This is a genomic window from Stenotrophomonas sp. 05N37, from assembly GCF_056397365.1.
Map to the genome: position 1 here is coordinate 186,469 of NZ_JBFTNG010000005.1, position 24,659 is coordinate 211,127.

Genomic DNA, 24,659 nt, shown 5'->3' on the forward strand with positions numbered 1-24,659 from the left:
GCGCGCGGCCCGGCGTGGTCAGCAGTACGCCGCAGGCTCATTTGCGCGGTGCTTCCACCTTGGCCAGCAGGGCGTCCAGCGCGTCGTCGGCGCTCTGTCCCTCGATCTGCAGTTCCGGGGCCAGCGCGATACGGTGGCGCAGTGCCGGCTTGGCGATGTCGCGAATGTCATCGGGGGTGACGAAGTCGCGCCCGGACAGCACCGCCTGCGCACGCGCGGCACGCACCAGCGCGATGCTGCCACGCGGGCCGGCACCGAGGGCGATGCCCGGCCAGCGGCGGGTGGCGGCCACGATCCGCACCGCATAGTCGATCACTTCCGGGTCGACCGCGATCGCGGCGGTGGCCTGCTGCAGCGCCACCACCTCGGCGGCGGTCAGCACGCGCGGCACCTGCGACAGGTCGAAGTCGGCGGCGCTGCGGCCGGTGGTGATCGCATCGACCATGCGCTTCTCGTCGTCCAGTTGCGGGTAGTCGATCAGCACCTTGAGCAGGAAACGGTCCAACTGCGCTTCGGGCAGCGGGTACGTACCTTCCTGTTCCACCGGGTTCTGCGTGGCCAGCGCCAGGAACGGCGGGGTCAGCGCGAACGCCTTGCCTTCGATGGTGACCTGGCCTTCCTGCATCACTTCCAGCAGGGCCGACTGGGTCTTGGCCGGGGCGCGGTTGATTTCGTCCGCCAGCAGCAGGTTGGTGAACACCGGGCCGCGGCGGATCTTGAAGCTCTCCGACTTGGGGTCGTACACCGCATGCCCGCTGACATCGCTGGGCATCAGGTCCGGGGTGAACTGCACGCGGCCGTAGTCCAGCTCCAGCGCCTGGGCGAGGGCGCGCACCAGCAGGGTCTTGCCCAGCCCGGGCACGCCTTCGATCAGCACGTGGCCGCCGGCCAGCAGCGCGATCAGGATCTGGTCGAGCACCTCGGGCTGGCCGATGAAGGCACGCCCGACCGCTTCGCGCACGGCATCCACGCGGTCGACCAGGCTGGGACCGGCGACGGCCGGGGACGGGGCCGGTGCAGGTTCGAAGGAGGGCAGCGGCGGCAGGGTCGGCTCGGTCATAGCAGGTTTCTCATCTGGATCAGCAGGCGGATGCGCTCGCGCAGACCGGGCAGGTCGTGCGAGGCCGGAGCGGTCAGGGCGGTGTGGACACGGGCGTGCGGCCATTGCAGCAGGGCGGCGACGGCCTGCACCTGCGCGTCGCCGACGAGCACGGCCGCGGTGGGCGCGCGTCGCCGCAGGCGGCCGAGGAAGGCCCGTCGCACCGCGTCGTACAACAGGGGCGCCTTGCCATAGCGCAGCAGGTGCTCGCCGCTGGCACGCACGTGTTCGAGCAGCGAGCGCCGTTCCACGGCCGGCGAAGGCAGCAGGCTGCCCATGCGCTGCGTGCGGTGCCACAACCAGCCCAGCAGGGCCAGCAGCAGCGGCACCCACACCGGCCAGCCCTGGTAGAACAGCCGGTTCCACAACGACGGTGGGCGCGACCCGTACACCAGCCACATGCTGCCCTCGCCATAGCGCGGCGCCAGCAGGTAGCGGGTGAGGTCGCGGTGCGCCTTGTCGTGCAGGCCGTCGATGTAGTCGCCCGGCTTGGCGTTGGGGGCGTCGTCAGGGGCGGGGCGGCCGAGGCCCTTCATGAACTCCAGGTCGGCCAGCACGTCCACGCTGCCCTGGCCATGACGCAGGCGCGCGAACACCTGCCCGTACTCGTCGCTGTCCTCGCCCCAGCTGCGCTCCAGGCGCATGCCCTGCGGCGGTGCCACGGCGAAACGGCGGCCCCCGCAGAACTCCACGTGCTGCGGGTCATCGCGTACATGGAACGGCTGGCAGCCAGTGCCGTAACCGATGCTGTCCACGCCCAACGCGTCCAGCAGGGGTCCATTGCGCGAGATCTCGGCCGGCTCCACCTCGGCCGGCTCGACCTCGGCCTGTTCGGCCGGCGGCGTACGCATCACCAGATGACCGCCGCGTGCGACCCAGGCCAGCAGCTCGCGTGCGGTGGACGCCGGCAGCGTCGCGCTGTCCTGCAGCAGCACCAGCGTGTCGCGTGGCTGCAGCGGCATCGTCGCCAGGTCCACGCGTGGGCGCGCATGCACCGTGATGCCATCGGCACGCAACGCCTGGCCAAGCGCGTACAGCGGGTTGTAGCTTGCCTCGCCCTGCGGCGGCAGCTGCTCGGTGCGGGTCACCCGCTCGTGGGTGCGCAGGAAGGCGATCGTCAGCGGCACGCCCAAGGCGAGCACGCCCAGCACCACCAGCAGCCAGCGCAGGCGCGTACTCATGCGCGCCACCGGAACTGCTGCTGCAGCGTGCTGGCCAAGGCATCGAACTCGGCATCGTCGGGCAGCCGCCCCGCATAGGCGGCGTACTGCCAGACCCGGACGATCCGCGCGAACAGGGTGCGGTCGGCCTCGTCGGGCATGCGTCGCGACGCGCGCAGGCACTGCGCTTCGGTGGCGCCTGGCGGCAACGCGGTCTGGGTGCGCTCGGTCATCGACTCCACGCTGGCCCGGTACAGCAGCGCCAGCGCCTGCCGTGGGCGCCCCTGCTGCCACAGCGTGCGCGCGCGCGCGGCGGCATCCGGGGGTACCTCGTCGGGTACGCGGATGTCATCTTCCACCACCGCCGTGGGCGGGGCGCGGCGTCGCGTGCCGGTGCCACGCAGCCAGCGCAGCCAACGTGGCGCGGTCGCCACCAATGCCAGCAACAGCAGGCCGACCAGGCCCCACAACACCCATTCGGCGATCTGCGCCGGCAGCACCGGCCCCTTGGGCCGGGCATTGCCCTTGTCGGCGTCCGCGTCGCCCGCCTTCTTCTTGTCCTTGTCGGCCGCGTCCTTCCGCGACGGTTCCCAGCGCACCACGGTACGCGTCGGGCTCTGCAGCGGGTCCTCGTAGGCGCGCTGCACGGCCTGGCGGAAGCCGGCGGTATCCACGCTGGCGGTGCCGAACACGCTCTCCGGCCGATTGGCTGGATCGTTGTCGTAGGTCAGCGCGGGTTCGTCTGCCGCGTCCTCGGCCTCGGCATCCTCGTCCTCCGCATCCGCATCCGCATCCGCATCCGCATTGGCATCCGCATTGGCATCGGCATTGGGATCAGTATCGGCATGCGCATCCTGCGCGGCCAGCTCGTCCACGCCGTGCGCCTGCTGCGCGTGCAGGGTGCTGCCGGGCCAGCCCAGGACCAGCGCCAGCACCAGCAGCGGTGCCGCCTGCTGCAGGCGATCGCGCAGGCGGCGGAACGCGATTTCCACGTCCCACGCTTCCATCTCGGTGCGCCGGTTGAGGTACAGGCCGAACCCGGCGCCGACATGGAACGGGCCGATCAGTGCCGCTGCCAGCCAGCACGCCAGGTTGAAGCCGAGCTTCGCCCACGCCGGGGTATCGGTGCGGACCATCGCCCATGCCGCTCGCCAGGAATCAGACAGCAGCTCGAACGGAATGAACATGAAGATCGTCGCGATGCAGCCGACCACCAGCACCAGCTCGAACATCATGCAGGTCAGGGTGAGCAGGACGGCATGGCCGAAGGCACCGCCAGCGATCGCGCGCCGGCGCGCGCCACGCAGTTCGGGCGAGCTCCCTTCCAGCAGGTTCACCGGCAGCATCAGCGCACGCAGGGGGCTGAACCGGCGCCAGCCCAGGTAGCCCCAGAAGCCGCTCCAGCCCCAGTGGCGCTGCGCGCGCAGCGCCTGCCAGGGCGTGGGTGCATCGCCGAAGACCCCGCGCGAGATCACGTACAGGGCCAGCCGTTCGAAGAGCGGCTTGAGCCACCACATCAGCAGCCAGGCCAGCCCGAAGGCGTCCGCCCACCATGCAAGCGCATTGACCACGGCGAACACCGGCAGCCCCAGCAGCACCCAGGGCAGCCAGATCGCGCGCGCGTGCCGGCGGACCAGCGCGGTGCCCAGCTCCACGGCTTCCCAGCCGCTGCGCGCACGCAGCACCACATCGAGCTGGTCAATCCGCATGCGTGCTCCCGCGTCCACCGCGCCACAGCCACAGCAGCACCACGCTCCACAGCACCCCGGCCACGCTGAACTTGCCCCATGCCGGGACCTCGGCGATCGAGGACCAGAATGCTTCGATGAACGCCGCCACCAGCAGCATCGCGGCCACGCCCAGGCACAACCGTGCTCCGATCACCCCGCCGTCCACCAGCGCATCGATGCGCCGTCGGCGACCGGGGGCCAGCAGCTTCATGCCCAGCTGCAGGCCCGCGCCACCGGCGATGACGATCGCGGTCAGCTCGAACGCACCATGCCCGGCCACGAACCGCCAGAACGGAGCGCCATGACCGATATGCTGCAGATGGCCGGCCACCGCACCGATGGTGAGCCCGTTGAACAGCAGCACCAGCACCGTGCCTACCCCGGCCAGCAGGCCGCTGGCGAAGGTGCGCAGGCCGATGCTGATGTTGTTCATGATGTAGTGGCCGAACATCATCCAGTCGGTGCCGCTGTCACGGCCCAGCTGCGGCGAGGAGGGGTCGTACATGCTCTCCATCGCCGCGATCTCGCGGTTGTCCATCAACAGGTGGATGAAATCGGGGTACCACTGCACCAGCAGGAAGCTGCCCAGCAGCGGCACTGCGAACAGCGCGGTGGCGGCCCACATGCTGCGGGCCTGGCTGCGCACCAGTTGCGGGAAGTCGGCGAACAGGAACTCCAGCGCGCGCTGCCAGTGCGGCGACGGGGTGCGGTAGAGCAGGCCGTGGCCCTGTTGCATCAGCACCTGCAGGCGCGCCACCAGCTGCGGGCTGTAGCCGCGCTTGCGCGCCAGCGCCAGCTGCTGGCACAGACGGCGATAGTGCTGCGGGATGTCTTCGTCGTTGAGGGCGTTGTCGGCCACCTGGCGACGCGCGCGGCGCGCACTTTCCCCGCGCAGCGCCAGCCAGCGTTCCAGGGCCTGCCATTCGTGCTGGTAACGGGCGACGAACTGTTCCTGCCTCATCGACGCCCCAGCAGCCAGTTGGCCATGGCATACAGGCGCAGCACGCCGACCTGGCCGCCGCCACTGAGCGGGGCGACGATCGTGGCCAGTTCCTGCTGGCGCGGCGAGGACAGCCGCGGTGCGCGTTCGGCGAAGGCCACCACCGCCGCCTGCTCGGCCGGCTGCAACGGCTGCGGCGGCGCCATCACGGTGTCGATGGCCAGGCTGCCCGGGGGGGGCTGCAGGCTGTCGTGGATCACCACGGTGCCGGCGACCAGGTCGCCCAGGCGGCGCCCGTGCGCATCGAACAGGCTCGACAGCAGGCCCAGTGCGTAGGCGAACGGCAGCATGTCCACCGTGCGCAACAGGTTGCGGGTGATCGCGGCCATCCAGCCGATCGGCGCACCGTCGTGCGCGACCACGCGCAGGCCCAGCGCGCGCTTGCCCACGGTGCGCCCCCACAGGGCTTCCTGCACGATGGTGTAGGCCCACATCAACAGGAACATCAGCGCCAGGTACAGGCCCTGCCCGAACCCGCCGAGGAAGGTGAGCGGTATGCCCAGCAGCATCAGCGAGCCCACGCGGATGACGAAGTCGATCAGCCAGGCCAGCGCACGCGGCACCGGGCCGGCGGCCGGCAGGTGCAGCGGCACGCCTTCGGGCGTGATCACTTCACGGTAGGTGTCCAGCATCGTCGCGCTCATGCGCGCACGCGGCGGGAAAGGGATGGCCGGAATCCTCTCCGGTCTGCTGCCAGCGGGGGCATGCGGTTCTCGACTGCTTCCTGGTCGGCTGTGGACTTTACCGTGCAGCCGCGCCGATGCCCAGCGCCGGTGCGCGGGCCGGGGCCGGGGCAGGCGACCGCGGCTACGGCGATCAGCCCAGGTACTTGTCCTTGAGCCGCACGTAGTGGTCGGCCGAGTAATGCAGTGATTCGATCTGCTTGTCGGTCAGGGTGCGCACCCTCCGCGCCGGGTTGCCGACCCACAGCTCGCCTTCGCCGACCACCTTGCCCGGACCGACCACTGCGCCGGCCCCGACGAAGCCATGCCGCTCCACCCGCGCACCGTCGAGGATGCACGCGCCCATCCCGATCAGGCTGTAATCGCCGATGGTGCAGGCATGGATGATGGTGCCGTGGCCGACCGTCACCCCCTCGCCGATCAGCGTGGGGAAGCCTTCCAGGTTGTACGGGCTGTGGTGGCTGACATGGATGATGGTGCCGTCCTGGATATTGCTGCGCGCGCCGATCCGCACGTGGTTGACGTCGCCGCGGATCACCGTGCCCGGCCACACCGACACGTCATCGCCCAGCACCACGTCACCGATGAGGGTGCAGGCCGGATCGATGTAGCAGCGCTGGCCCAGGACGGGAAGCTTGTCGAGGAAGGGACGGATCGGGGACATGTGGAACTCCGGCAACGCAGGGGCAGGGACGCCGCATGCAGCGTTGTCCCGGCCCCCGATGATAACGCGGGGGCGCCGACGCCCGCCGATGGCGTGCATGCCCCCCGGTAGAGCCGACCGTTGGTCGGCTGCCCGTCCCCGACGGCGAATGTTGCGCAGCCGACCAACGGTCGGCTTCACCGGGAATGTTGCGCAGCCGACCAACGGTCGGCTCTACCGTGGGGCGTGCGTGGCCAGCATCTGGCGGAACAGCGCGTCCAACGCCCCGCTGTCGCCACTGCCCGACGCGAGCGGCGGCGCGGCATGCTCCATCGCCGCCAGTTCTGCCTCGATGTACGCGCTGATCACCCCGTTCCGTGGGCCATCGGCAACCTCGGCGCTGGCCCGCTTGACCACCAGCAACTGGTCGATCGCCGCGCGCACCGGGCCGTGGGGCAGCAGGCGATCCAGCAGCAGCTCGAAGGCCATCGGCGGCGGATCGGGCTCGCACTCGATCCAGCGGCAGGCCAGCAGCGGGCGAAGCACATACAGGTACTTCTTGGTGCGCACCCGCTCGCCGCGCAGATAGCCGCGGAAGTTGGTGCGGGCCATGTTGAGGTAATGCCACCAGCTGCCCAACGGCGAATGGAACTGCTGCACTGCATCCAGCAGCGCGGCCACCGCCGCGTCGTCCTGGCGGTACACGATCGGCGAGCGCAGCCATTCGGACAGGGTCGGGTTGGATTTGGACACCAGCCGCAGTGCCTTGCGCAGGTCCCAGCCGCTCACGTCCAGTTCGTCGTCGATCGGCAATTCGATGACGTCCCGCTGCGCCTGGCCGGGCCCGGTGGCCTCGTTGACGCTGAGGTACCACGGTTGGCGATGCACGTAGATGAAGCGCGCATCGTAATCGCTGTCGGGCGAGGAAAAGCCCCAGCCGCGACTGCCCGACTCGCAGGCCATCAGCACGCGCACGTCATGTACGCGTTCGATGCGCTCCAGTTCGACCATGATGGCGGCGCGCTTGTCCGGCGCGATCGGGTGGATATCCATGTCTGCTCTCCTGCGTCCTGCAGCGCTGTGTGGGCGGTGGAACCTATGGGCCGACCGAGGGTCGGCGCTGGCGGGGTGGGGGTCGCCTCACGCGGCGCGGATGCGGCGTGCGCGTTCCAGGTGCACCAGCAGCAGCGAGATCGCCGCCGGGGTCATGCCGGGGATGCGCTGGGCCTGGCCGATGGTCTGCGGGCGCACGCGTTCGAGTTTCTGCTGCACTTCGGCCGACAGGCCGCGCACGCTGGCATAGTCGAAATCGCTGGCGATGGCGGTGTTCTCGTGGCGCTGCTGACGCTCGATTTCCTCGCGCTGGCGGTCCAGGTAGCCGGCGTACTTCACCCCGATCTCCACCTGTTCGGCCACCTTCGGGTCGGCCACGGCCGGGCCCAGCGACGGCACCTGCATGAGCTGGGCGTAGTCCAGCTCGGGGCGCTTGATCAGATCCAGCACGTTGGTTTCGCGGCTCACCGCTACGCCCAGAGTGGCTTCCACTTCGCGGCCGAGCGCATTGCCCGGGGTGGCCCACAACGCGCGCAGGCGTGCCGATTCGCGCGCGACCGCCTCCTGCTTGGTCTGGAAGGCCGCCCAGCGGCGCTCGTCGACCAGGCCCAGCGCGCGACCCAGTCCGGTCAGGCGCACGTCGGCATTGTCTTCGCGCAGCTGCAGCCGGTACTCGGCGCGGCTGGTGAACATGCGGTACGGCTCGGTGGTGCCGTGGGTGATCAGGTCATCGACCAGCACGCCCAGGTACGCCTCGTCGCGCCGCGGGCACCAGCCAGCGTCCCCGCGCACGTGGCGCGCGGCGTTGAGGCCGGCCAGCAGCCCCTGCGCGGCGGCTTCTTCATAGCCGGTGGTGCCGTTGATCTGGCCGGCGAAGAACAGGCCGGCCACGCTCTTGGTCTGCAGGGTGTTGTCCAGCCCGCGCGGGTCGAAGAAGTCGTACTCGATCGCATAGCCGGGGCGGGTGATGTGGGCGTTCTCGAAGCCGCCGATGCTGCGCACCAGGGCCAGCTGCACGTCGAACGGCAACGAGGTGGAGATGCCGTTGGGATAGATCTCCACCACGTCCAGACCTTCGGGCTCGACGAAGATCTGGTGGCTGGCCTTCTCGGCGAAGCGCACCACCTTGTCTTCGATCGACGGGCAGTAGCGCGGGCCGATGCCCTCGATCTGGCCGCTGTACAGCGGCGAGCGGTGCAGCGCGGCACGGATGATCTCGTGGGTACGCTCGCTGGTGTGGGTGATCCAGCAGCTGACCTGGGCCGGATGCTCGGACACATCGCCCAGGTAGGACATCACCGGGCGCGGATCGTCGCCGGGTTGCTCGTCCATCACGCTGTAATTCAGCGAGCGGCCATCGATACGCGGCGGGGTGCCGGTTTTCAGGCGGTCGATCACGAACGGGCGCTCGCGCAGGCGTGCGGCCAGCGTGGTGGCCGGCGGGTCGCCCATGCGCCCGGCGGCGTACTGGGTCTGGCCGACGTGGATCTTGCCGGCCAGGAAGGTGCCGGCGGTCAGCACCACTGCCGGTGCGTGGAAGGTCAGCCCGGTCTGGGTCACCGCGCCGCGCACGGTGTCGCCGTCGATCAGCAGGTCGTCCACCGCCGCCTGGAACACGGTCAGGTTGGGCTGGGCCTCCACGATCTGGCGGATGGCCATGCGGTAGAGATTGCGGTCGGCCTGGCAACGGGTGGCGCGCACGGCCGGGCCCTTGGAGGCATTGAGGGTGCGCCACTGGATGCCGGCGCGGTCGGCGGCATGCGCCATCGCCCCGCCCAGGGCGTCGATCTCCTTGACCAGGTGGCCCTTGCCGATGCCGCCGATGGCCGGGTTGCAGCTCATCGCGCCGATGGTTTCGACGTTGTGGGTCAGCAGCAGGGTGCGCGCGCCGCTGCGCGCGGACGCCAGCGCGGCTTCGGTGCCGGCGTGGCCGCCGCCGATGACGATGACGTCGTAACGGTAGAAGGAGTCGGTCATTGGCTTGGGGCTCGGGGGGCGCGCGTGGCCCGGGATCGGCCCTGGAACCAGGCCGCGGGTGGTGATTTTAGCGCCAAACGGGGCGATCGCCGAAAACAGCCCTCAAGTTGGCACGTTTTCTGCAGATAACCCAATAGCACCCAGGATGGCAGGCGCCCATGGCGCTACGGACCGGAATTGGAACAGGGGCCGGTCCATGCGCATCCCGGGGAAGCAGAAGGGCCGACAGTCGGGGGACTGTCGGCCCTGTTTTTTTGCGTGCTCCGCCGCGACCTGAAAACAGAAGGCCCCGCCATGGCGGGGCCTTCTGCGTTGTAGGTGCCGACATCCGTCGGGGCCGGAACAGGGGGGATCCAGAGTTTCCCGGCGGATATCGACATAGAACTGGATGTGACGCGCTGTGTCGTTTTTGTCACTTTACGACCGAGCCCGTCACCACCCGCCTAGATTGAACCGGGTGGGTGGTGAAAATCAAGATGGATCAGGGCTCAACTGTGCGCTGGTTCAACTTGTTCATAGTCCGCCAGGGTGAACCGTTGGAGCGCTGGGCCGGGCGCGGAGCCTGGGCCGGACGCGCCTGCGGCTGCGGCGGGCGTTGCTGCTGCTGCGGTGGCCGCGCCAGCGAGTCCATGTTCCGCCACGGCGAGCCGCCATTGTTGGGCGGACGCGGACGGTCCGGACGCACCGGCGGGTTGCCGCCGTTGCCCGGGCGCGGCGGCGGACGATGGTTGTGGTTGTGCTGCGGCGGGCGATAGTTGGGATACGGGCGGTAGTTGGGGTAGCCGTAGCCACCCCCGTAGTAACCGCCACCGTAATAGCCACTGCCGTAGCCATTGCCATTGCCGTAGCCATAGGGGTAACCGTAGGGGTAGCGGTATTCCACCGACGGGGCGCCGTGGTAGTAGCCGCTGCCACCGCCGCCGCCGACATAGTCGTACGTGGCGCAGCCGGACAGGGCCAACAGCAGGCCACCGGCGAAGATCAGGCGCATTTTCATGATGGGGTCCCCCCGAGGGTATGGAGCCAGCTTCAGCCCGCCGCGTTGAATCGGCCCTTAACTCGGCCCCGATCCGATGAATGATTGCCATGGTGTCACGCCCGGGCGGCGCGTTGCGAACCGTGGCCATACGTTAATCTTGCGTCATGAGCGATTCACCCTTGCCCTGTGTCGACGACCTCCTGGCGGCCGCCGCACGTATCGCCCCGCATGCCAGCGTGACCCCGGTGCTGCAGTCGCACGTACTCGACGGGCTGGCGGGCGCTGCGCTGGCGTTCAAGGCCGAGCACCTGCAACGCGGCGGCGCGTTCAAGTTCCGGGGCGCGTGCAACGCCGTCTGGTCGCTGGACCCGGACCAGGCCGCGCGCGGAGTGGTCACCCACTCCTCGGGCAACCATGGCGCCGCCCTGGCGCTGGCGGCACGCACCCGGGGCATTGCCTGCAACGTGGTGGTGCCCGAGGGCGCGGTGGCGGCCAAGCTGGCCAACATCGTCCGCCATGGCGCCACCATCTGGCGCTGTGCGCCCAGCATCCAGGCGCGTGAAGCGATGTGCGCGCAGGTCCAGGCGCAGACCGGCGCCGCCCTGGTGCATCCCTATGCCGACCCGCGGGTGATCGCCGGGCAGGGCACCGCGGCGCTGGAACTGTTGCACAGCCACGGCCCGCTGGACGTGCTGGTGGTGCCGGTGGGGGGAGGCGGGCTGGCCGCGGGAACCCGGCTGGCGCTGCAGGCGCTGGCACCGCAGGCGCGGCTGGTGCTGGCCGAGCCGGAGGGAGCCGCCGACACCGCACGCTCGCTGGCCGCTGGCGAACGTCGCATCGATTTCACCCCGGACACGGTCTGCGACGGCCTGCGCACCACGCTGGGCGCGCCCAATTTCACGCTGCTGCTGGGCAAGGCCGAGGTGGTCACCGTGCCCGATGCCGCCACCGTGGCGGCGATGCGCCTGCTCTGGCAGGTGCTCAAGCAGGTGGTGGAACCGTCCTCGGCGATCGCCCTGGCGGCCATCCTGTCCGACCCGGCGCGGTTTGCCCGGCAACGGGTCGGGGTGGTGCTGTCCGGCGGCAACGTCGACCTGGACGCACTGCCGTGGGCGCGCGCATGAGCCGGCGCGCACGGGTGGGCGTGCTGGGCTGGATGTGGCGGCTGTGCATCGTGCTGGCGGCCTGGCTGCTGGGCGTGACCGCCTGGATCGTGTGGGTGGGTGAACGCGACCAGGCGGCCAAGGCCGACGCGATCATCGTGCTGGGCGCGGCCGCCTACGATGCCAAGCCGTCACCGGTGTTCGAAGAGCGCATCCGCCACGGGCTGGACCTGTACGAGCAGGGCTATGCGCCGCTGTTGATCTTCACCGGTGGCTACGGCGGCAGCGGTGCACGCTTTTCCGAATCGCAGGTGGCGCGCCGTTATGCGCTCAAGCAGGGCATCCCCGATGACGCGATCCTGATCGAGACCGCCTCGCGCACCACCCGCCAGAACCTGATCGAGGCACGGCGGCTGATGCAGCAGCGCAAGCTGCACCGGGTGATCATCGTCAGCGATCCGCTGCACATGGCGCGCGCGCTGCGGTTGGCGCGCGAGCTGGGCATCGACGCGTTGGCGTCCTCCACGCCGAGCACGCGCTTCCGCAGCTTCCACACCAGCTGGAAGTTCCTGGTGCAGGAAATCTATTTCTTCCACCGCGACCTGTTCCCGGCATAGGCCGCGTAGAGCCGACCGTTGGTCGGTGGCCCAGCCGACCGTTGGTCGGCTGGGCCACCGACCAGGCATACGGGTAGCCGACCAACGGTCGGCTCTACGCGATCAGCGCGGTTGGCTCAGTGCGTCCTGCGCCGGATCGGGATCGCCGATTCCACACCAGCTGGATGTTACTGGTGCAGGAAATCTCTTTCTTCCATCGCGACCTCTTCCCGGCGTAGCCCACGTAGAGCCGACCGTTGGTCGGCTGGGCCGCCGACCTGGCGGCCGGGTAGCCGACCAACGGTCGGCTCTACGCGATGCGCGCTTTTGGCTCAGGGCGTCCTGCGCCGGATCGGGATCGCCGAGACCGGTACGCTGGCGACGTCGTGGCCGTGTTCGCGGATCGGTGCGCCCGCTTCGGGCGCCCAGGCGTGGGCGTAGATGACCTCCCAGCTGCTGGGCAGCCGGCCATCGTCGCGCCGCAGTGGCTCGTAGGCCGCGCGCGCGGCGGCGAAGCGGCCGCGTCCGGTCAAGGTATGGCGGCGGTCGTGGCGGGCGTTGGTGGCACCGATGGCCTGCAGTTCGCGCATCAGTGCGGTCAGGTCGTCGTAGGTGAGGGTGAACAGGTCGCGGTCCAGCACCGGGTCGCGGAAGCCGGACATCATCAATGCATCGCCAAACTGGGCGATGGGCGCGAAGCGGCTGACATGCGGCACCGCGTCGGCCTGCGCGAAGGCCTCGCGCAGTTCGATCAGCGTATCCGGGCCGAACGTGGAGCACAGCAGCAGGCCGCCAGGCTTGAGCGCGCGACGGAAGCCGGCGAACACCGCCGGGAGGTCGTCCACCCACTGCAGGCACAGGTTGCTGTAGATCACATCCACGCTCTGGTCCAGCAGCGGCAGGGCCTGTGCATCGGCGCAGACACGCGAGAACGGCTTCCACCAGCCGGCCTGCTTCTTCGCTTCGCGCAGCATCGGCTCGGCCAGGTCGAGCGCGATCACCTGCGCCTTGGGCCAGCGCTTCTTCATCGCCGCACTGGCATGGCCGGTGCCGCTGCCGATGTCCAGCACCACCTGCGGCTGCCGGTCTTCCAGGTAGTCCAGCGATTCCAGCAGGCGCTTTTCCACCTCGCGCTGCAGCGCGGCGGCGGCATCGTAGCTGCTGGCGGCGCGCGAGAACGCGCGGCGGACGTGGCGGGGGTCGAAGCTGGACGTCATGGAAGGCTCACTGCGGAAAACAAGGGTGCAAGGATCAGAACGTACCCGGGTAGGCGCCGCCGTCGATCAGCAGGTTCTGCCCGGTGATGTAGCCGGCGTGCGCGCTGCACAGGAACGCGCAGGCGGCGCCGAACTCGTCGGCGGTGCCGAAGCGGCCGGCCGGGATGTGGGTGCGCTTGCGCTCGGCGAGCTGGCCGGCGTCGATGCCCTGCTGCTGGGCCAGATAGGCGAAGTTGCCGCGCAGGCGGTCGGTGTCGAACTGCCCGGGCAACAGGTTGTTGAGGGTGACGTTGTGCGCGACGGTCTTGCGCGCCAGCCCGGCGACGAAGCCGGTCAGCCCTGAGCGCGCACCATTGGACAGGCCGAGGATGTCGATCGGCGCCTTCACCGAGGAGGAGGTGATGTTGACCACGCGGCCGAAGCCGCGCTCGATCATGCCGTCCACGGTGGCGCGGATCAGCTCGATCGGGGCCAGCATGTTGGCGTCCAGTGCGGCGATCCAGTCGTCGCGGGTGAACTGGCGGAAGTCGCCGGCCGGCGGGCCGCCGGCGTTGTTGACCAGGATGTCGACCTGCGGGCATGCCGCCAGCGCGGCCTGCCGGCCGTCGACGGTGGTGATGTCGGCGACCACCCCGATCACCTTGCGCGCGCCCGGCAGCGCCTGCAGTTCGCGTACGGCGCGGTCCAGCGCGTCTTCGCCGCGCGCGGCGATGACCACGTTGACGCCTTCGCGCACCAGCGCACGCGCGCAGCCCAGGCCGAGGCCTTTGCTGGCGGCGCAGACCAGGGCCCAGCGCCCGGCGATTCCAAGGTCCATGGGTCAATCCTGTGGTGAGAGACGGGCGTACATGATCGGCGATGCGCGGTGATGGGGTCAGGACAGGCCGGCAACGAAGTGTTGCAGCTGCGTGGCGACCTCGTCGGCGTGGCCCAGGAACGGGGCATGGCCACCGTGGGCAACCACGTGCGCGCGCGCCGCCGGTGCCAGCGCGGCGGCCGCCTGCATGCCCGTTGCCGACACCAGCCGGTCGCGCTGGCCGGCCAGCCACAGGCTGGGCTTGCCCAGCCCGGGCAGGGCGCCACGCAGATCGGTGGTCTCCAGCAGCCGCAGACCTTCCTGCAGCGCGCGCGGGGCCGGCTCGCCGCGCGCCACCAGCATCTCGCGCAGGCTGCGTAGTTCCTGCCGGGCATGTTCGGAGCCCATCGCATCCAGCGCCAGGAAGCGCTCCAGGGTGCCGCGGTAGTCCTGCGCCAGGTCCTGCCCGAACTGCTCGAACACCGCCGGCTCGACCGCATGCCGCCAGTCGTCGGCGCGCACGAAGCGCGGGGTCGCGGCGATCATCGCCAGCGCGCGGACCTGCGGCAGCATGGCGGCGGCATGCAGCGCGAACAGGCCGCCCAGTGACCAGCCGCACCACACCGCCGGCGGCGTGGCGGCGGCGATGGCGTTGACCACGTGCGGCAGGCGCAGCGGGGTGGTGTCTTCGCGGCTGTGACCGTGCCCCGGCAGGTCGACCAGATGCAGCTGGTACTGCGCGGACAGGCGGTCGACCAGCGGCGCGAACACCCCGCCGTGCAGGGCCCAGCCATGGATCAGGACCAGCGCCGGCCCCTGGCCGAGCACCTCGATATGCAGGCTCACAGCGACCGGCTCACGCGCTCAATGCATCCAGCGACTGCTGGCGCAGCACGGTGTCGCGGGCATGCCCGATCGCATCGGTCAGCGCACGCACCTGGGCCGGGGTATGCAGTGCCGACAGGGTCACGCGCAGGCGCGCCTTGCCTTCGGGCACGGTCGGCGGGCGGATCGCGCTGACCAGGAAGCCGGACGCTTCCAGCGCGGCCGACAGCGCCATCACGGTCGATTCGGCACCGCACAGCAGCGGCTGGATGGGCGTATCGGAGGGCATCAGTTCCAGCCCGTGCTGGCGTGCACCGGCACGGAACACGGCAATCAGCTCGCCCAGTTTTTCGCGGCGCCAGTCGTCGCGCCGGGCCAGCTTGACCGCGGCCAACGACGCGGCGGCCTGCGCCGGCGACACCGCCGTGGTGTAGATGTAGGGGCGGGCGGTTTCGGCCAGGTGCTGGATGAGGGCGTCATCGCCCAGCACCACCGCACCACTGCCACCAAGCGCCTTGCCCAGCGTGGCCAGTTGCAGTGGCACGTCGGCCACGCCCAGGCCGGCATCGGCCACGCAGCCGCGGCCGTGTTCGCCGACCACGCCGATACCGTGCGCGTCGTCCACGTACAGCAGGGCTTCCTGCATGCGCGCCACCAGCGACAGCGAACGCAGCGGGGCGATGTCGCCGTCCATGCTGAAGACGCCATCGGTAGACAGCATCGCCGCGCCGTCCGGCGCGTGCTTCAACTGGCGCAGCGCGCCTTCGGTATCCAGGTGCGGGTAGCGGCGCAGGCGGCAGCCGGCCAGGCGGGTGGCATCGAGCAGGCTGGCGTGGTTGAGCCGGTCCTGCACGCACACGTCGTCTTCTTCGCTGAGCAGTGCCTGCTGCACGGCCAGGTTGGCGGCAAAGCCGCTGCCGAACAGCAGCGCGCGCGGATAGCCCAGCCAGTCGGCCATTTCGCGCTCCAGCGCGTCATGCAGGGCATGGTGGCCGCAGATCAGGTGCGAGGCGGTGGCGCCGGCGCCTTCGCGCGCGGCCGCGTCCTGCAGCGCGCTGACCACGCCGAACTGCTGCGACAGGCCCAGGTAGTCGTTGCTGCAGAAGCCGGTGAGCCATTGGCCGTCGATCTCCAGCCGCACGCCATCGCGACGGGTCACCGTGCGGCGCACGCGAAGACGCCCCTGCGCGTCGCGGAGCTTGCGCTGGGCCTGGATGCGGTCGTGCAGGTCGGGGCGGGCCATGGTCGTCGGCTGGCATGGATGGGCAGTTAGCGTACCCGGTTGGCGGGCGCCGCGCTGCCCCGGCCGGGCGGCCGGGGCGCCGGCCTCAGGCCGCCCGGCCACAGCCGTGGCCGGCGGTGATGTCCGCGTGCACGGTGCCCGGGTGGTCGTGGTCGGCCGCGTCCACCTGGACCGCCATCGGGCGCAGCCCCAGCCGCTCGAACAGGGCCCGGTCGTGCGCGGTGTCCGGGTTGCCGGTGGTCAGCAGCTTTTCGCCATGGAAGATCGAGTTGGCCCCGGCCAGGAAGCACAGCGCCTGCAGCTCATCGCTCATCGCCTCGCGCCCGGCCGACAGCCGCACCATCGACCGCGGCATCACGATGCGGGCCACCGCGATCATCCGCACGAACTCGAACGGGTCCAGCGCGGTGGTGCCATGCAGGGGGGTGCCGGCCACCTGCACCAGCCGGTTGATCGGCACCGAGTCGGGATGGGCGGGCAGGGTGGCCAGGGCCAGCAGCAGGCCGGCGCGCTGCTCGCGGGTCTCGCCCATGCCGACGATCCCGCCGCAGCAGGTCTTCAGCCCGGCATCGCGGACGTGGGCGAGCGTGTCCAGCCGGTCCTGGTACTGGCGGGTGTGGATGATCGCGTCGTAGTAGTCCGGCGCGGTATCCAGGTTGTGGTTGTAGTAATCCAACCCGGCCGCGCGCAGCGCCTCGGCCTGCGATCCGCTGAGCATGCCCAGCGTGGCGCAGGTTTCCAGGCCGAGCGCCTTCACCTCGCGGATCATCGCCGCCACCTTGGGGATGTCGCGATCCTTGGGCGAGCGCCAGGCCGCGCCCATGCAGAACCGCGAGGCGCCGGCCGCCTTGGCCTGGCGGGCCTTGGCCACCACCGCGTCGGTGTCCATCAACTTCTGCGCCGCCACCCCGGTGCTGTAACGCTGGGCCTGCGGGCAATACGCGCAGTCCTCGGGGCAACCGCCGGTCTTGACCGACAACAGCGTGGAGACCTGCACTTCCGCCGGATCGAAGTGCTCGCGGTGGATGCCGGCGGCGCGGTGCAGCAGGTCCGGGAACGGCAGCGCGAACAGCGCCAGCAGTTCTTCGCGGTGCCAGTCGTGGCGGAGGGCGGCAGCCATGGGGTGTCCTGACGGAGAGAGGCGAAAGGGCGGCAGTCTGGTGAGTGCGGCGAAGGCTGTCAACGTTTTAAGTAAAGACAGGGTTTACAGCGGGTCGTCTGCTCGAGCGACGTTATGTTGAATAAATCCATCACAACTCCAGCGAATGTTGGTTTTATGGACCATGTGCGCCTGGCGATGTCCTGAGGTCGTATACAATGTGAGATAAAAATTACATCCAACGTCAAAGTGATGGTTTAATTCAGCATGGCCAAGCGAACGCCACCGGTAAGACCAGGAGATGCCAGGCGCATTGCCGCGCTCGGCGAGCGCCTGCGTACCGCACGGCTCGCGCGTCGCATGAGCCAGGCAAACCTTGCCGAGCGCGTCGGCGTGGATCGCACCACCATAGGCAAGCTGGAAGCCGGCGACGCGGGCACCAGCCTGTCCACCGTCCTGCGCGTGCTTTCCGCATTGGGCCTGGAGCGGGACATCGAGCTGATTGCAGCGGACGACGCGCTGGGCGCGCAGCTGGCCGCAAGCAGCCTGAAGCGACCGCCACCGCGCCGCGTGCCCGCCACAACCAGCAGGGCAGCGCGCCCGCAAGGTGCGCCCGCCACGCTGCAGGTCCGGGAGCCAGGGGGGGCTGACACGCGCCCCCCCTATTCGACCGATCCCCCCGGGCCATCGCAGGACGCAACCGGCGACCGATACGCATTGGTTGCAGGCCATCGCGCGCCACGTCTCGATGCTCCGGTTGCAACGCCGACGCGGCGTCGATCCCGTGCCCCCGGGAGCCGCTGAACATGGCTGGCCGGGAGCAGATCGACCGTGAAGTCTGGTTCGACGCACCGGAACTCTGCCCGCCGGTGCAGGTGGGATGGATCAGCCGGCACGCCGGTCGCACCGGCGACACCGTCGCCTTTGCCTACGCCGATGTCTGGCTGCGTGGCGCCATGGGTATCGCTCCTTTCGCACTCGACCCCGGCCTGCCGCTGGTGGAGGGCCACCAGTTCGCCCGCACAGGCGCCGGCGAGGTAACGGCTGCGTTCCAGGACTGCTCGCCCGATCGCTGGGGGCGGATGCTGATGGACCGGCGCGATGCGGTGCGCGCCAATCGCGATGGCGGGGCTCGCCGCTCCCTGCGGCCGTGGGACTACCTGATGGGTGTGGATGACACCACCCGCATGGGGGCGCTGCGTCTGCGTGATCCGCACACGCAGACGTGGATCGCTTCGGACAGTCCGGCCGCGCCGCCGGTCACCGACCTGCGCCGATTGGAGAGCATCGCGGGAAAGGTGGAGGCCGGTGCCAGACTCACCCGCGACGAAGAAACACGCTGCCTGATCCAGCTCGTCGCACCTGGGGCGTCATTGGGCGGGGCCCGCCCCAAGGCAGGGTATCGGGATTCGAACGGTGCGCTGTGGTTGGCGAAGTTTCCCGGCAACGAAGACCGTCATGACGTCGGGCTCTGGGAATACATCACCTACCGCCTCGCCACGGATGCTGGCGTACTGATGCCGCCGGCCGCGCTGCTGCCGCTGTCCGCGCGCGGGCACACGTTCGCCGTCCAGCGCTTTGATCGTAGTCCTGATGGGCGGCGCCACTACGCGTCGGCGTTCACACTGCTCGACGCGACGCACAGCGAAGGCCATAGCTACCTGGATCTGGCCCAGGTGATCGAAAACGTCGGCACGCAGGGGGGCATCGCAGACGATCTCAACCAGCTTTTCCGCAGGGCCCTGTTCAACGTGCTGGTCGGCAACCGCGATGACCACCTGCGCAACCATGGCTTCCTGCGTACCCGAACGGGCTGGTCGCTTTCTCCCGCGTTCGATGTAAACCCCAATACGGCCAGCGACACGCACGTGCTGGCGCTGGACGATGCCGATCCCACGCCAACGACCGTGCATGTTCTGGCGACGGCCGCGTATTACCAGCTGACGCCGGCCGATGCTGCTGTCATTGAAAGGCAGGTGCGGCACGCGGTGCGCAAATGGCAGGCGGTCGCCAAGGCGCACGGTGCCAAACGCGCCGAAATCGAGCTGATGGCGTCGGTGATCGACGCCGACCGATGAGGCACCTGCAAGGCAAATCGCCGACGCTCTCGAAGGGAACGCACTGACAGACACTCGCCGACCGAGGCGGCAGCCTTGTCGCACTCCACGCGCTGCGGTGATACGTTGCCTTTTCACTGGTTCCATTCGCTGGCGTGGCTTGCTCGACAAGCCCTGCCGCTGCGCTGCCTGGTCTGCGACGAACCCGGGGCCGACGGGCGCGACCTGTGCCTGGCCTGCCATGCCGCATTGCCATGGAATGACCACGCCTGCCCGCTGTGTGCGCTGCCACTGCCAGCCCACGAACCTGCCGAGCGCTGCGGCAGCTGCCTGCACGAGCCACCCCGCCAATCCGCCGCCGCTGCGGTGTTCCTGTATGCCGCGCCGGTGGACCAGTTGCTGATCCGTTTCAAGTTCCACCAGGACCTGGCCGCCGGACGCCTGCTGTCCCAGCTCATGCTGCAGCGCGTGCCCACGTTCGTCGCCGGGCCACTGGCGCCAGTGCCGCTGCACTGGCGGCGGCTGCGTTCGCGCGGCTACGACCAGGCGCTGGAACTGACCCGGCCGCTGGCGCGCGCGCTGCGGCAACCGCTGTGGCGCGGGTTGCAGCGTGATCGCCTGACCGCGGCGCAGTCACGCCTGGATGCCGACGCGAGGCGCGACAACCTGCGCGATGCGTTCGCGGTGACTGCGCCGCCACCGGCGCGGCTGACCGTGGTCGATGATGTGATGACCACCGGCGCCACGCTGGATGCGGTGGTGCATGCCGTGCAGCGTGCCGGCCTGCCCGATGTCGCGTTGTGGGTGTGCGCGCGGGTGCCATGACGGCGGCGCTATACTCCCGTGCTGTCCCACCAGGACCGCACCCGATGGATCCGTTCGCCACCTTCGACTTCGACGACTTCTGGGACGACTGCGACTACGCGCAGCAGAACTACCAGGAGCCACCCCCCGGCGACGCGGTGATCGCCGAACTGCAGGCCGAGCTGGGCTACCGCATCCCCGATGCGTATGTCGCCCTCGCACGGCGCCACAACGGCGGCCTGCTGCGGCGCAGCTGCCACCCGATGGACGAGGCCACCAGCTGGGCCGAGGACCACGTCCAGGTCTGCGGCCTGTATGCGCTGGGGCGGCAGAAGCCGTACTCGCTGGGGGGCGAGTTCGGCTCGCGTTTCATGCAGGAGCAGTGGGGCTATCCGGACATCGGCATCGTGTTCGCCGACTGCCCCAGCGCCGGACATGACGTGCTCATGCTCGACTATCGCCACTGCGGGCCGCAGGGCGAACCGCAGGTCGTGCACGTGGACCAGGAGGCGGACTACGCGATCACCGTGGTCGCGCCGGACTTCGCTGCGTTCATCCATGGGTTGGTGGACGAGGAGGCCTTCGATGACGCCGCCGAAACGCTGGAGATCGATCTGGTCACGGTGGACCGGGGCACCTTGTCACCGATCGTTCGACGCGCGCTGGATGCCTCGGCCACCGTGCTCCCCCACGGCGAGCGCCACCTGCGCGCGCTGGCCAGGAAGATCACCGAAGAGAAGGGCTTCTTCGCCCTGCATGCCGACGCAGACTCGCATCGCATGTACGACTGGATGTTCTGGCTGTACTCGCAGTTGGCCACGGCCACCTCGTTCACGCATTTCGTGAAGCTGCCCGCCGAGCAGAACGACTACGCAACACCGTGCTACGAACTGATGCTGCCCTTCGACCTCGTCGCGGCGCCGTTCGGCTTCAAGACCGGCGGCTTCGCGCCCGGGTTCGTCGAGGACTGGTGGAACGCGCGCGTGGCCGAAGGTGCCATCGTGCCGGTGGCGGGCGGCTATCGTTTCAGCGCCGAGGCCGAGCAGCGGCTGCTGCATACCGCCGCCACCGAACCGACCTGAGCCACGGCGTAACCCGCGCACCATGGCCCGGCGTTGGCATGGGCCCACCTGCGGCCCGCGCCCCGCGCCCGTGTCTCTTCCCTGATGGGCTGCAGCGGGCGCGGATGCCCAGCGGCCTGCGGGCCATCGCGCCCGGCGCGATGATGGTGGCCGACACATTGCCGGACATTGCCGTCCCCACCTTGTGGATCGGCATCGGCAACCTCATCTTTGGAATGCTGCAGGTGCCGGTGGCATCCCGCCTCCGCCGCCTGCGCTGAACGGCGCCGGGCGATGCACGGTGCCACCGACATGGAGGAGGGCGTATGCGCAGGTATCTTCTTGCAGCACTGTTGTTGGCAAGCACGGCGGGCTTGATGGGATGCGAGCCGGCAACACGGCTGTTCAACCCGGACACCTCGGCCGCCCCCCTTGCACAGTCGCGCATCCTCATGCGCGAGGTGGACGAGCAGGGCAGCGCCGGCGCCACAGTGCTCAAGGATGCGGACGGCAGGCCGATGGCGGTCCTGGAGCCGGCCTTCATCACCACCGCCGATATCGCATCGATCACCCTCGCCCAGGCGGCCCAGGGGCAGGAGCCGGTGCTCAACGTGACCATGACCGACGCGGCCGCGCCGCGGATCCAGGCCGCCACCGAAGCACGCATCGGCCGCCGCGTGGCCTTCAGCATCGGTGACAAGGTGCTCTCGGTGGCCACCATCAGCGGGCCGTTCGGCAAGGCGATGCAGGTGGCAGGAGTGGGTGACCAGGCCGAGGCTGCGCGCCTCTTCACCGAAATCACCGGCAAGCAACCCTGAGCCCTTCCGGCATGCGGGGCCAACCACCAGGACAGGAGTCTGTGCGGCATGACCCAGGGATGGATGACGGGGTTGATGATGCTGGGCCTGGCGCTGGCAGGCACCAGCGGTGCACGCGAACGCTGCACCTGGCCGGAGGCGATGCCGATACGCCCACTGGTATTGGTGGGCGAACTGCACGGCACCGTGGAAACGCCGGCACTGGTCGGCGAGCTGGCCTGCGCCGCCGCCGCGGACGCCACGCCGGTGACGGTGGCGCTGGAGATGGACCCGACCGAGCAGGCGCGGATCGATGCGTACCTGGCGTCGGCCGGTACGGCGGCGGATCGCAGCGCATTGCTGGCAGGACGGTTCTGGACCCGCACGATGCAGGACGGGCGCTCCAGCGTGGCGATGGCGGCGCTGATCGAGCGCCTGCGCAGTCTGCGTAGCGAGGGCCATGCCATCCAGGCGGTGGCGGTGGACACCCTGCGCCATGCGGATCGCGATGCGGAGATGGCCGCCAACATCCGGCGCGAGACACGGCGTGAGGGCGCGCGCGTGATTGCCCTGTTGGGCAACCGCCATGCGAGTGGGCACAAGGGCGTCCAGGATGATCCCGGGTACGTGCCGGCCGGCTACCTGCTGGCGGACCTGCAACCGCTCAGCGTGCGGGTAGACGCACCGCGTGGCAGCGCGTGGGTGTGTGCGCCGACCTGTGGCGTGCTGGCGTTCGGCGCGCGTTCCAGCGCAGCGGCACCGATTGCCGCGGGCTACGCACCCATCGCCACACGCCCCGGTTACGACGGCGTCTACATGCTCCCGGCCTTGACCGCCTCGCCACCGGTGCAGACGCCCTGAGCGCCACGTGCCGCCGGCTCAGCGGAAGTTGGCCTCGATCTGCTCCAGCGACTTGCCCTTGGTCTCCGGCAGCCAGAACGCGGCGATCAGGAAGTACAGCAAGGTGCAGCCGGCCCAGAAGAAGAACATGCTGGCATAGCCGTGGTGGCCGACGGTGGGCAGGAAGATCGCCGCGATCACGGTGGAGACGAACTGGTTGATCAGCAGTGCGATGCTCATCCCGTTGGAGCGGATCCGGGTGGGCATCAGTTCGGACAGCGCCAGCCACACGCACACACCCGGGCCCACGGCGAAGAACGCCACGAACAGCAGGATGCAGCCTGCCACCAGCCAGCCATGGGTGGGCGAGGGCACCGGGCCGATTATCGCGCGTTCGATCACCAGCGGCGCCTGCGCGGCGTGGTCGGGATCGGGGAAGGGGTTGAGGTGCAATCGGCGGAAGAACGCGCCGATCACGCTGTCGGCCGACACCGCGTCCTCGCGGCGGATCTCCAGCGTCGCGTCGATGGGGTTGTCGCTGCGCAGCGCGCGCACGTTGCTGAAGCCGCCATACGCGTAGGACACCGTGAGCTGCTGCGCGGCCTCGCCGGCGTTGCGGTCCAGCCGCTGCCACTGCGCCGCATCCAGCGGCAACGACAGCGTGCTGCCGGCCACCTGCTGCTGCAGTTGCGCGTGCACGTCCAGGCGGCCGTGCTCGCTTTTGACGAACAGCAGCGCGGCCGCCAGCAACGCCACGGTAATGCCGCCGCTGCCCAGCATCAGCAGGAACTTGCGGCCCTTGCGGTCCACCAGCACCAGTGCCACCACCGTCATCACCGCGTTGAGCAGCTTGATCGCCACGTCCGCGCCGTTGGCGACCGAGCCGGGCAGCCCGGCCTGGTTGAGGATGTTGACCGCATAGGCCAGCACCGAGTTGATGCCGGTGGCCTGGGTGAAGGCCAGCACCAGGCAGGCCAGCACGAACGGCCACACGTAGCGGCGGCTCAACAGCGGGTCGCGCTTGCCGCCGGCATGGGACGGCAGGTCGTCGGGCGCCTGCATGCGCTGCAGGGTCGGCTCCACCTCGCTGGCGGCGACGGTGCGCTGCAGGGCGGCGCGGGCGGTATCGATGCGACCACGCCGTACCAGCCAGCGTGGCGATTCACTGATCAACATCACCCCGGCGGTGAACACCAGGCCGGGGAGCAGGCAGCTCCAGAAGATCGTGCGCCACGCATGGTCCTTGACCGCGAACAACAGATGCTGCTGTTCGGCGGCCGGCAGGTGGCGCACCGCCTCGGTGGCGGCATCCACCGCATGCGCGTGGTACAGCCCGATCAGCGCGGCCAGCACCAGGCCGATGGTGAGCAGCAGCTGGAACATCGCCGCGCCCCGGCCCCGGCGCTCGGGGCTGAGCACTTCGGCCAGGTACAGCGGCACCACCACGCCGATCAGGCCGCCGCTGATGCCCTGCAGCAGCCGCCCCATCAGCAGCGCGGCGTAGCCGTTGGACAGCGCCATCACCGGGATGCTGGCGGTGAACAGCACCCCGGCCAGCAGCATCGCGCCCCGCCGACCGATCAGGTCGGCGACCATGCCGGCGAACAACGAGGACAGCACGCTGCCCAGCAGCACTGCCGCCACCACGAAGCCGAGCTGCTGGCTGGTGAGGTGCCAGCTGGCGGTGGACGTGGCCTCCAGGTAGGGCAGGGCGCCGGCGATGATGCCGATGTCGATGCCGTAGAGCAGGCCGCCCATGCCGCCGATGAACAACAGATAGCGCACCGGCCAGCGCGGGGCGTCGGCGTGGGCATGCATGGGCGTAGCGGCGGAAACCTGATTCATCGAGCCGGTCCTGTCTGCAACTGCATGCGCCGCATCGGCGCGGGATTCAACG

The 24,659-nt window shown here is 69.7% G+C and carries 24 protein-coding genes; 9 read left to right on the forward strand and 15 right to left on the reverse strand.

Features of this window, described 5'->3' with window-relative positions:
- Positions 1 to 37: 37 nt before the first annotated feature.
- The 9 genes from AC1DGC_RS15125 to AC1DGC_RS15165 all read right to left on the reverse strand — a co-directional run bounded on the left by AC1DGC_RS15125 (position 38) and on the right by AC1DGC_RS15165 (position 10,342).
- Positions 38 to 1,060 (reverse strand): AAA family ATPase, encoded by a 1,023-nt coding sequence (locus tag AC1DGC_RS15125; protein ID WP_259208691.1) that lies wholly within the window; start codon positions 1,058 to 1,060, stop codon positions 38 to 40.
- On the reverse strand, positions 1,057 to 2,280 hold the full coding sequence (locus AC1DGC_RS15130) for a DUF4350 domain-containing protein (RefSeq protein ID WP_478048257.1): 1,224 nt from the start codon (positions 2,278 to 2,280) through the stop codon (positions 1,057 to 1,059). The genes AC1DGC_RS15125 and AC1DGC_RS15130 overlap by 4 nt, the downstream gene beginning before the upstream one ends.
- Positions 2,277 to 3,968, reverse strand: coding sequence for a DUF4129 domain-containing protein (locus AC1DGC_RS15135; protein ID WP_478048258.1), 1,692 nt, complete (start codon positions 3,966 to 3,968; stop codon positions 2,277 to 2,279). The genes AC1DGC_RS15130 and AC1DGC_RS15135 overlap by 4 nt, the downstream gene beginning before the upstream one ends.
- The gene (locus tag AC1DGC_RS15140; protein WP_478048259.1) at positions 3,958 to 4,950 is read right to left on the reverse strand and encodes a stage II sporulation protein M; all 993 of its coding nucleotides are present in this window, start codon (positions 4,948 to 4,950) and stop codon (positions 3,958 to 3,960) included. Before AC1DGC_RS15140 ends, AC1DGC_RS15135 begins: the two co-directional genes overlap by 11 nt.
- Positions 4,947 to 5,633 (reverse strand): RDD family protein, encoded by a 687-nt coding sequence (locus tag AC1DGC_RS15145; RefSeq protein ID WP_259208698.1) that lies wholly within the window; start codon positions 5,631 to 5,633, stop codon positions 4,947 to 4,949. The genes AC1DGC_RS15140 and AC1DGC_RS15145 overlap by 4 nt, the downstream gene beginning before the upstream one ends.
- 172 nt (positions 5,634 to 5,805) lie before the next feature.
- On the reverse strand, positions 5,806 to 6,336 hold the full coding sequence (locus AC1DGC_RS15150) for a gamma carbonic anhydrase family protein (protein ID WP_259208700.1): 531 nt from the start codon (positions 6,334 to 6,336) through the stop codon (positions 5,806 to 5,808).
- Positions 6,337 to 6,549: 213 nt separating this feature from the next.
- Positions 6,550 to 7,368 carry a nucleotidyltransferase domain-containing protein gene (locus AC1DGC_RS15155; protein WP_478048260.1) on the reverse strand — a complete coding sequence of 273 codons (819 nt, stop codon included), beginning with the start codon at positions 7,366 to 7,368 and terminating at the stop codon, positions 6,550 to 6,552.
- A gap of 87 nt (positions 7,369 to 7,455) precedes the next feature.
- Positions 7,456 to 9,345, reverse strand: coding sequence for a tRNA uridine-5-carboxymethylaminomethyl(34) synthesis enzyme MnmG (gene mnmG, locus AC1DGC_RS15160; RefSeq protein WP_394163244.1), 1,890 nt, complete (start codon positions 9,343 to 9,345; stop codon positions 7,456 to 7,458).
- Between the two features lie 481 nt (positions 9,346 to 9,826).
- Positions 9,827 to 10,342, reverse strand: a complete 516-nt coding sequence (locus AC1DGC_RS15165) for a hypothetical protein (protein WP_478048261.1) — start codon at positions 10,340 to 10,342, stop codon at positions 9,827 to 9,829.
- A 146-nt stretch (positions 10,343 to 10,488) separates the two neighbouring features.
- Here AC1DGC_RS15165 and AC1DGC_RS15170 point away from each other — a divergent pair, with 146 nt between their 5' ends.
- Positions 10,489 to 11,448, forward strand: coding sequence for a pyridoxal-phosphate dependent enzyme (locus tag AC1DGC_RS15170; protein WP_478048262.1), 960 nt, complete (start codon positions 10,489 to 10,491; stop codon positions 11,446 to 11,448).
- Complete coding sequence (locus AC1DGC_RS15175) at positions 11,433 to 12,044, forward strand: YdcF family protein (protein ID WP_478048263.1); 612 nt, start codon at positions 11,433 to 11,435, stop codon at positions 12,042 to 12,044. Before AC1DGC_RS15170 ends, AC1DGC_RS15175 begins: the two co-directional genes overlap by 16 nt.
- Before the next feature lie 311 nt (positions 12,045 to 12,355).
- Here AC1DGC_RS15175 and bioC read toward each other — a convergent pair whose 3' ends face one another.
- The 5 genes from bioC to bioB form a co-directional block, all read right to left on the reverse strand.
- Positions 12,356 to 13,240: a malonyl-ACP O-methyltransferase BioC gene (bioC, locus tag AC1DGC_RS15180; RefSeq protein WP_259208711.1), complete on the reverse strand. Its 885-nt coding sequence runs from the start codon at positions 13,238 to 13,240 to the stop codon at positions 12,356 to 12,358.
- Between the two features lie 34 nt (positions 13,241 to 13,274).
- Complete coding sequence (locus AC1DGC_RS15185) at positions 13,275 to 14,057, reverse strand: SDR family oxidoreductase (RefSeq protein WP_259208713.1); 783 nt, start codon at positions 14,055 to 14,057, stop codon at positions 13,275 to 13,277.
- A gap of 57 nt (positions 14,058 to 14,114) precedes the next feature.
- Positions 14,115 to 14,876 carry a pimeloyl-ACP methyl ester esterase BioH gene (gene bioH / locus AC1DGC_RS15190; RefSeq protein WP_478048312.1) on the reverse strand — a complete coding sequence of 254 codons (762 nt, stop codon included), beginning with the start codon at positions 14,874 to 14,876 and terminating at the stop codon, positions 14,115 to 14,117.
- 16 nt (positions 14,877 to 14,892) lie between these two features.
- Entirely contained in the window at positions 14,893 to 16,104 is a 1,212-nt protein-coding gene (gene bioF, locus AC1DGC_RS15195) for an 8-amino-7-oxononanoate synthase (RefSeq protein ID WP_478048264.1), read from the reverse strand.
- A gap of 85 nt (positions 16,105 to 16,189) precedes the next feature.
- Positions 16,190 to 17,224, reverse strand: a complete 1,035-nt coding sequence (gene bioB / locus AC1DGC_RS15200; RefSeq protein WP_478048265.1) for a biotin synthase BioB — start codon at positions 17,222 to 17,224, stop codon at positions 16,190 to 16,192.
- A gap of 246 nt (positions 17,225 to 17,470) precedes the next feature.
- Between bioB and AC1DGC_RS15205 the strand changes: the two genes are divergently transcribed.
- The 7 genes from AC1DGC_RS15205 (at position 17,471) to AC1DGC_RS15235 (ending at position 22,783) form a co-directional block, all read left to right on the forward strand.
- The gene (locus tag AC1DGC_RS15205; RefSeq protein WP_478048266.1) at positions 17,471 to 18,007 is read left to right on the forward strand and encodes a helix-turn-helix transcriptional regulator; all 537 of its coding nucleotides are present in this window, start codon (positions 17,471 to 17,473) and stop codon (positions 18,005 to 18,007) included.
- 2 nt (positions 18,008 to 18,009) lie between these two features.
- Positions 18,010 to 19,281, forward strand: coding sequence for a type II toxin-antitoxin system HipA family toxin (locus tag AC1DGC_RS15210; protein ID WP_478048267.1), 1,272 nt, complete (start codon positions 18,010 to 18,012; stop codon positions 19,279 to 19,281).
- 105 nt (positions 19,282 to 19,386) lie between these two features.
- Positions 19,387 to 20,085, forward strand: coding sequence for a ComF family protein (locus AC1DGC_RS15215; RefSeq protein WP_259208721.1), 699 nt, complete (start codon positions 19,387 to 19,389; stop codon positions 20,083 to 20,085).
- Positions 20,086 to 20,129: 44 nt separating this feature from the next.
- On the forward strand, positions 20,130 to 21,146 hold the full coding sequence (locus AC1DGC_RS15220) for an SMI1/KNR4 family protein (RefSeq protein ID WP_394163262.1): 1,017 nt from the start codon (positions 20,130 to 20,132) through the stop codon (positions 21,144 to 21,146).
- 104 nt (positions 21,147 to 21,250) lie between these two features.
- Entirely contained in the window at positions 21,251 to 21,406 is a 156-nt protein-coding gene (locus AC1DGC_RS15225) for a hypothetical protein (RefSeq protein ID WP_478048268.1), read from the forward strand.
- A 96-nt stretch (positions 21,407 to 21,502) separates the two neighbouring features.
- Positions 21,503 to 21,943: a SecDF P1 head subdomain-containing protein gene (locus tag AC1DGC_RS15230; protein WP_478048269.1), complete on the forward strand. Its 441-nt coding sequence runs from the start codon at positions 21,503 to 21,505 to the stop codon at positions 21,941 to 21,943.
- A gap of 48 nt (positions 21,944 to 21,991) precedes the next feature.
- On the forward strand, positions 21,992 to 22,783 hold the full coding sequence (locus AC1DGC_RS15235) for a hypothetical protein (protein ID WP_478048270.1): 792 nt from the start codon (positions 21,992 to 21,994) through the stop codon (positions 22,781 to 22,783).
- A gap of 18 nt (positions 22,784 to 22,801) precedes the next feature.
- Here the strand turns inward: AC1DGC_RS15235 and AC1DGC_RS15240 are convergent, their stop codons facing one another.
- The gene (locus tag AC1DGC_RS15240; protein WP_478048271.1) at positions 22,802 to 24,607 is read right to left on the reverse strand and encodes an MFS transporter; all 1,806 of its coding nucleotides are present in this window, start codon (positions 24,605 to 24,607) and stop codon (positions 22,802 to 22,804) included.
- Between the last annotated feature and the right edge of the window lie 52 nt (positions 24,608 to 24,659).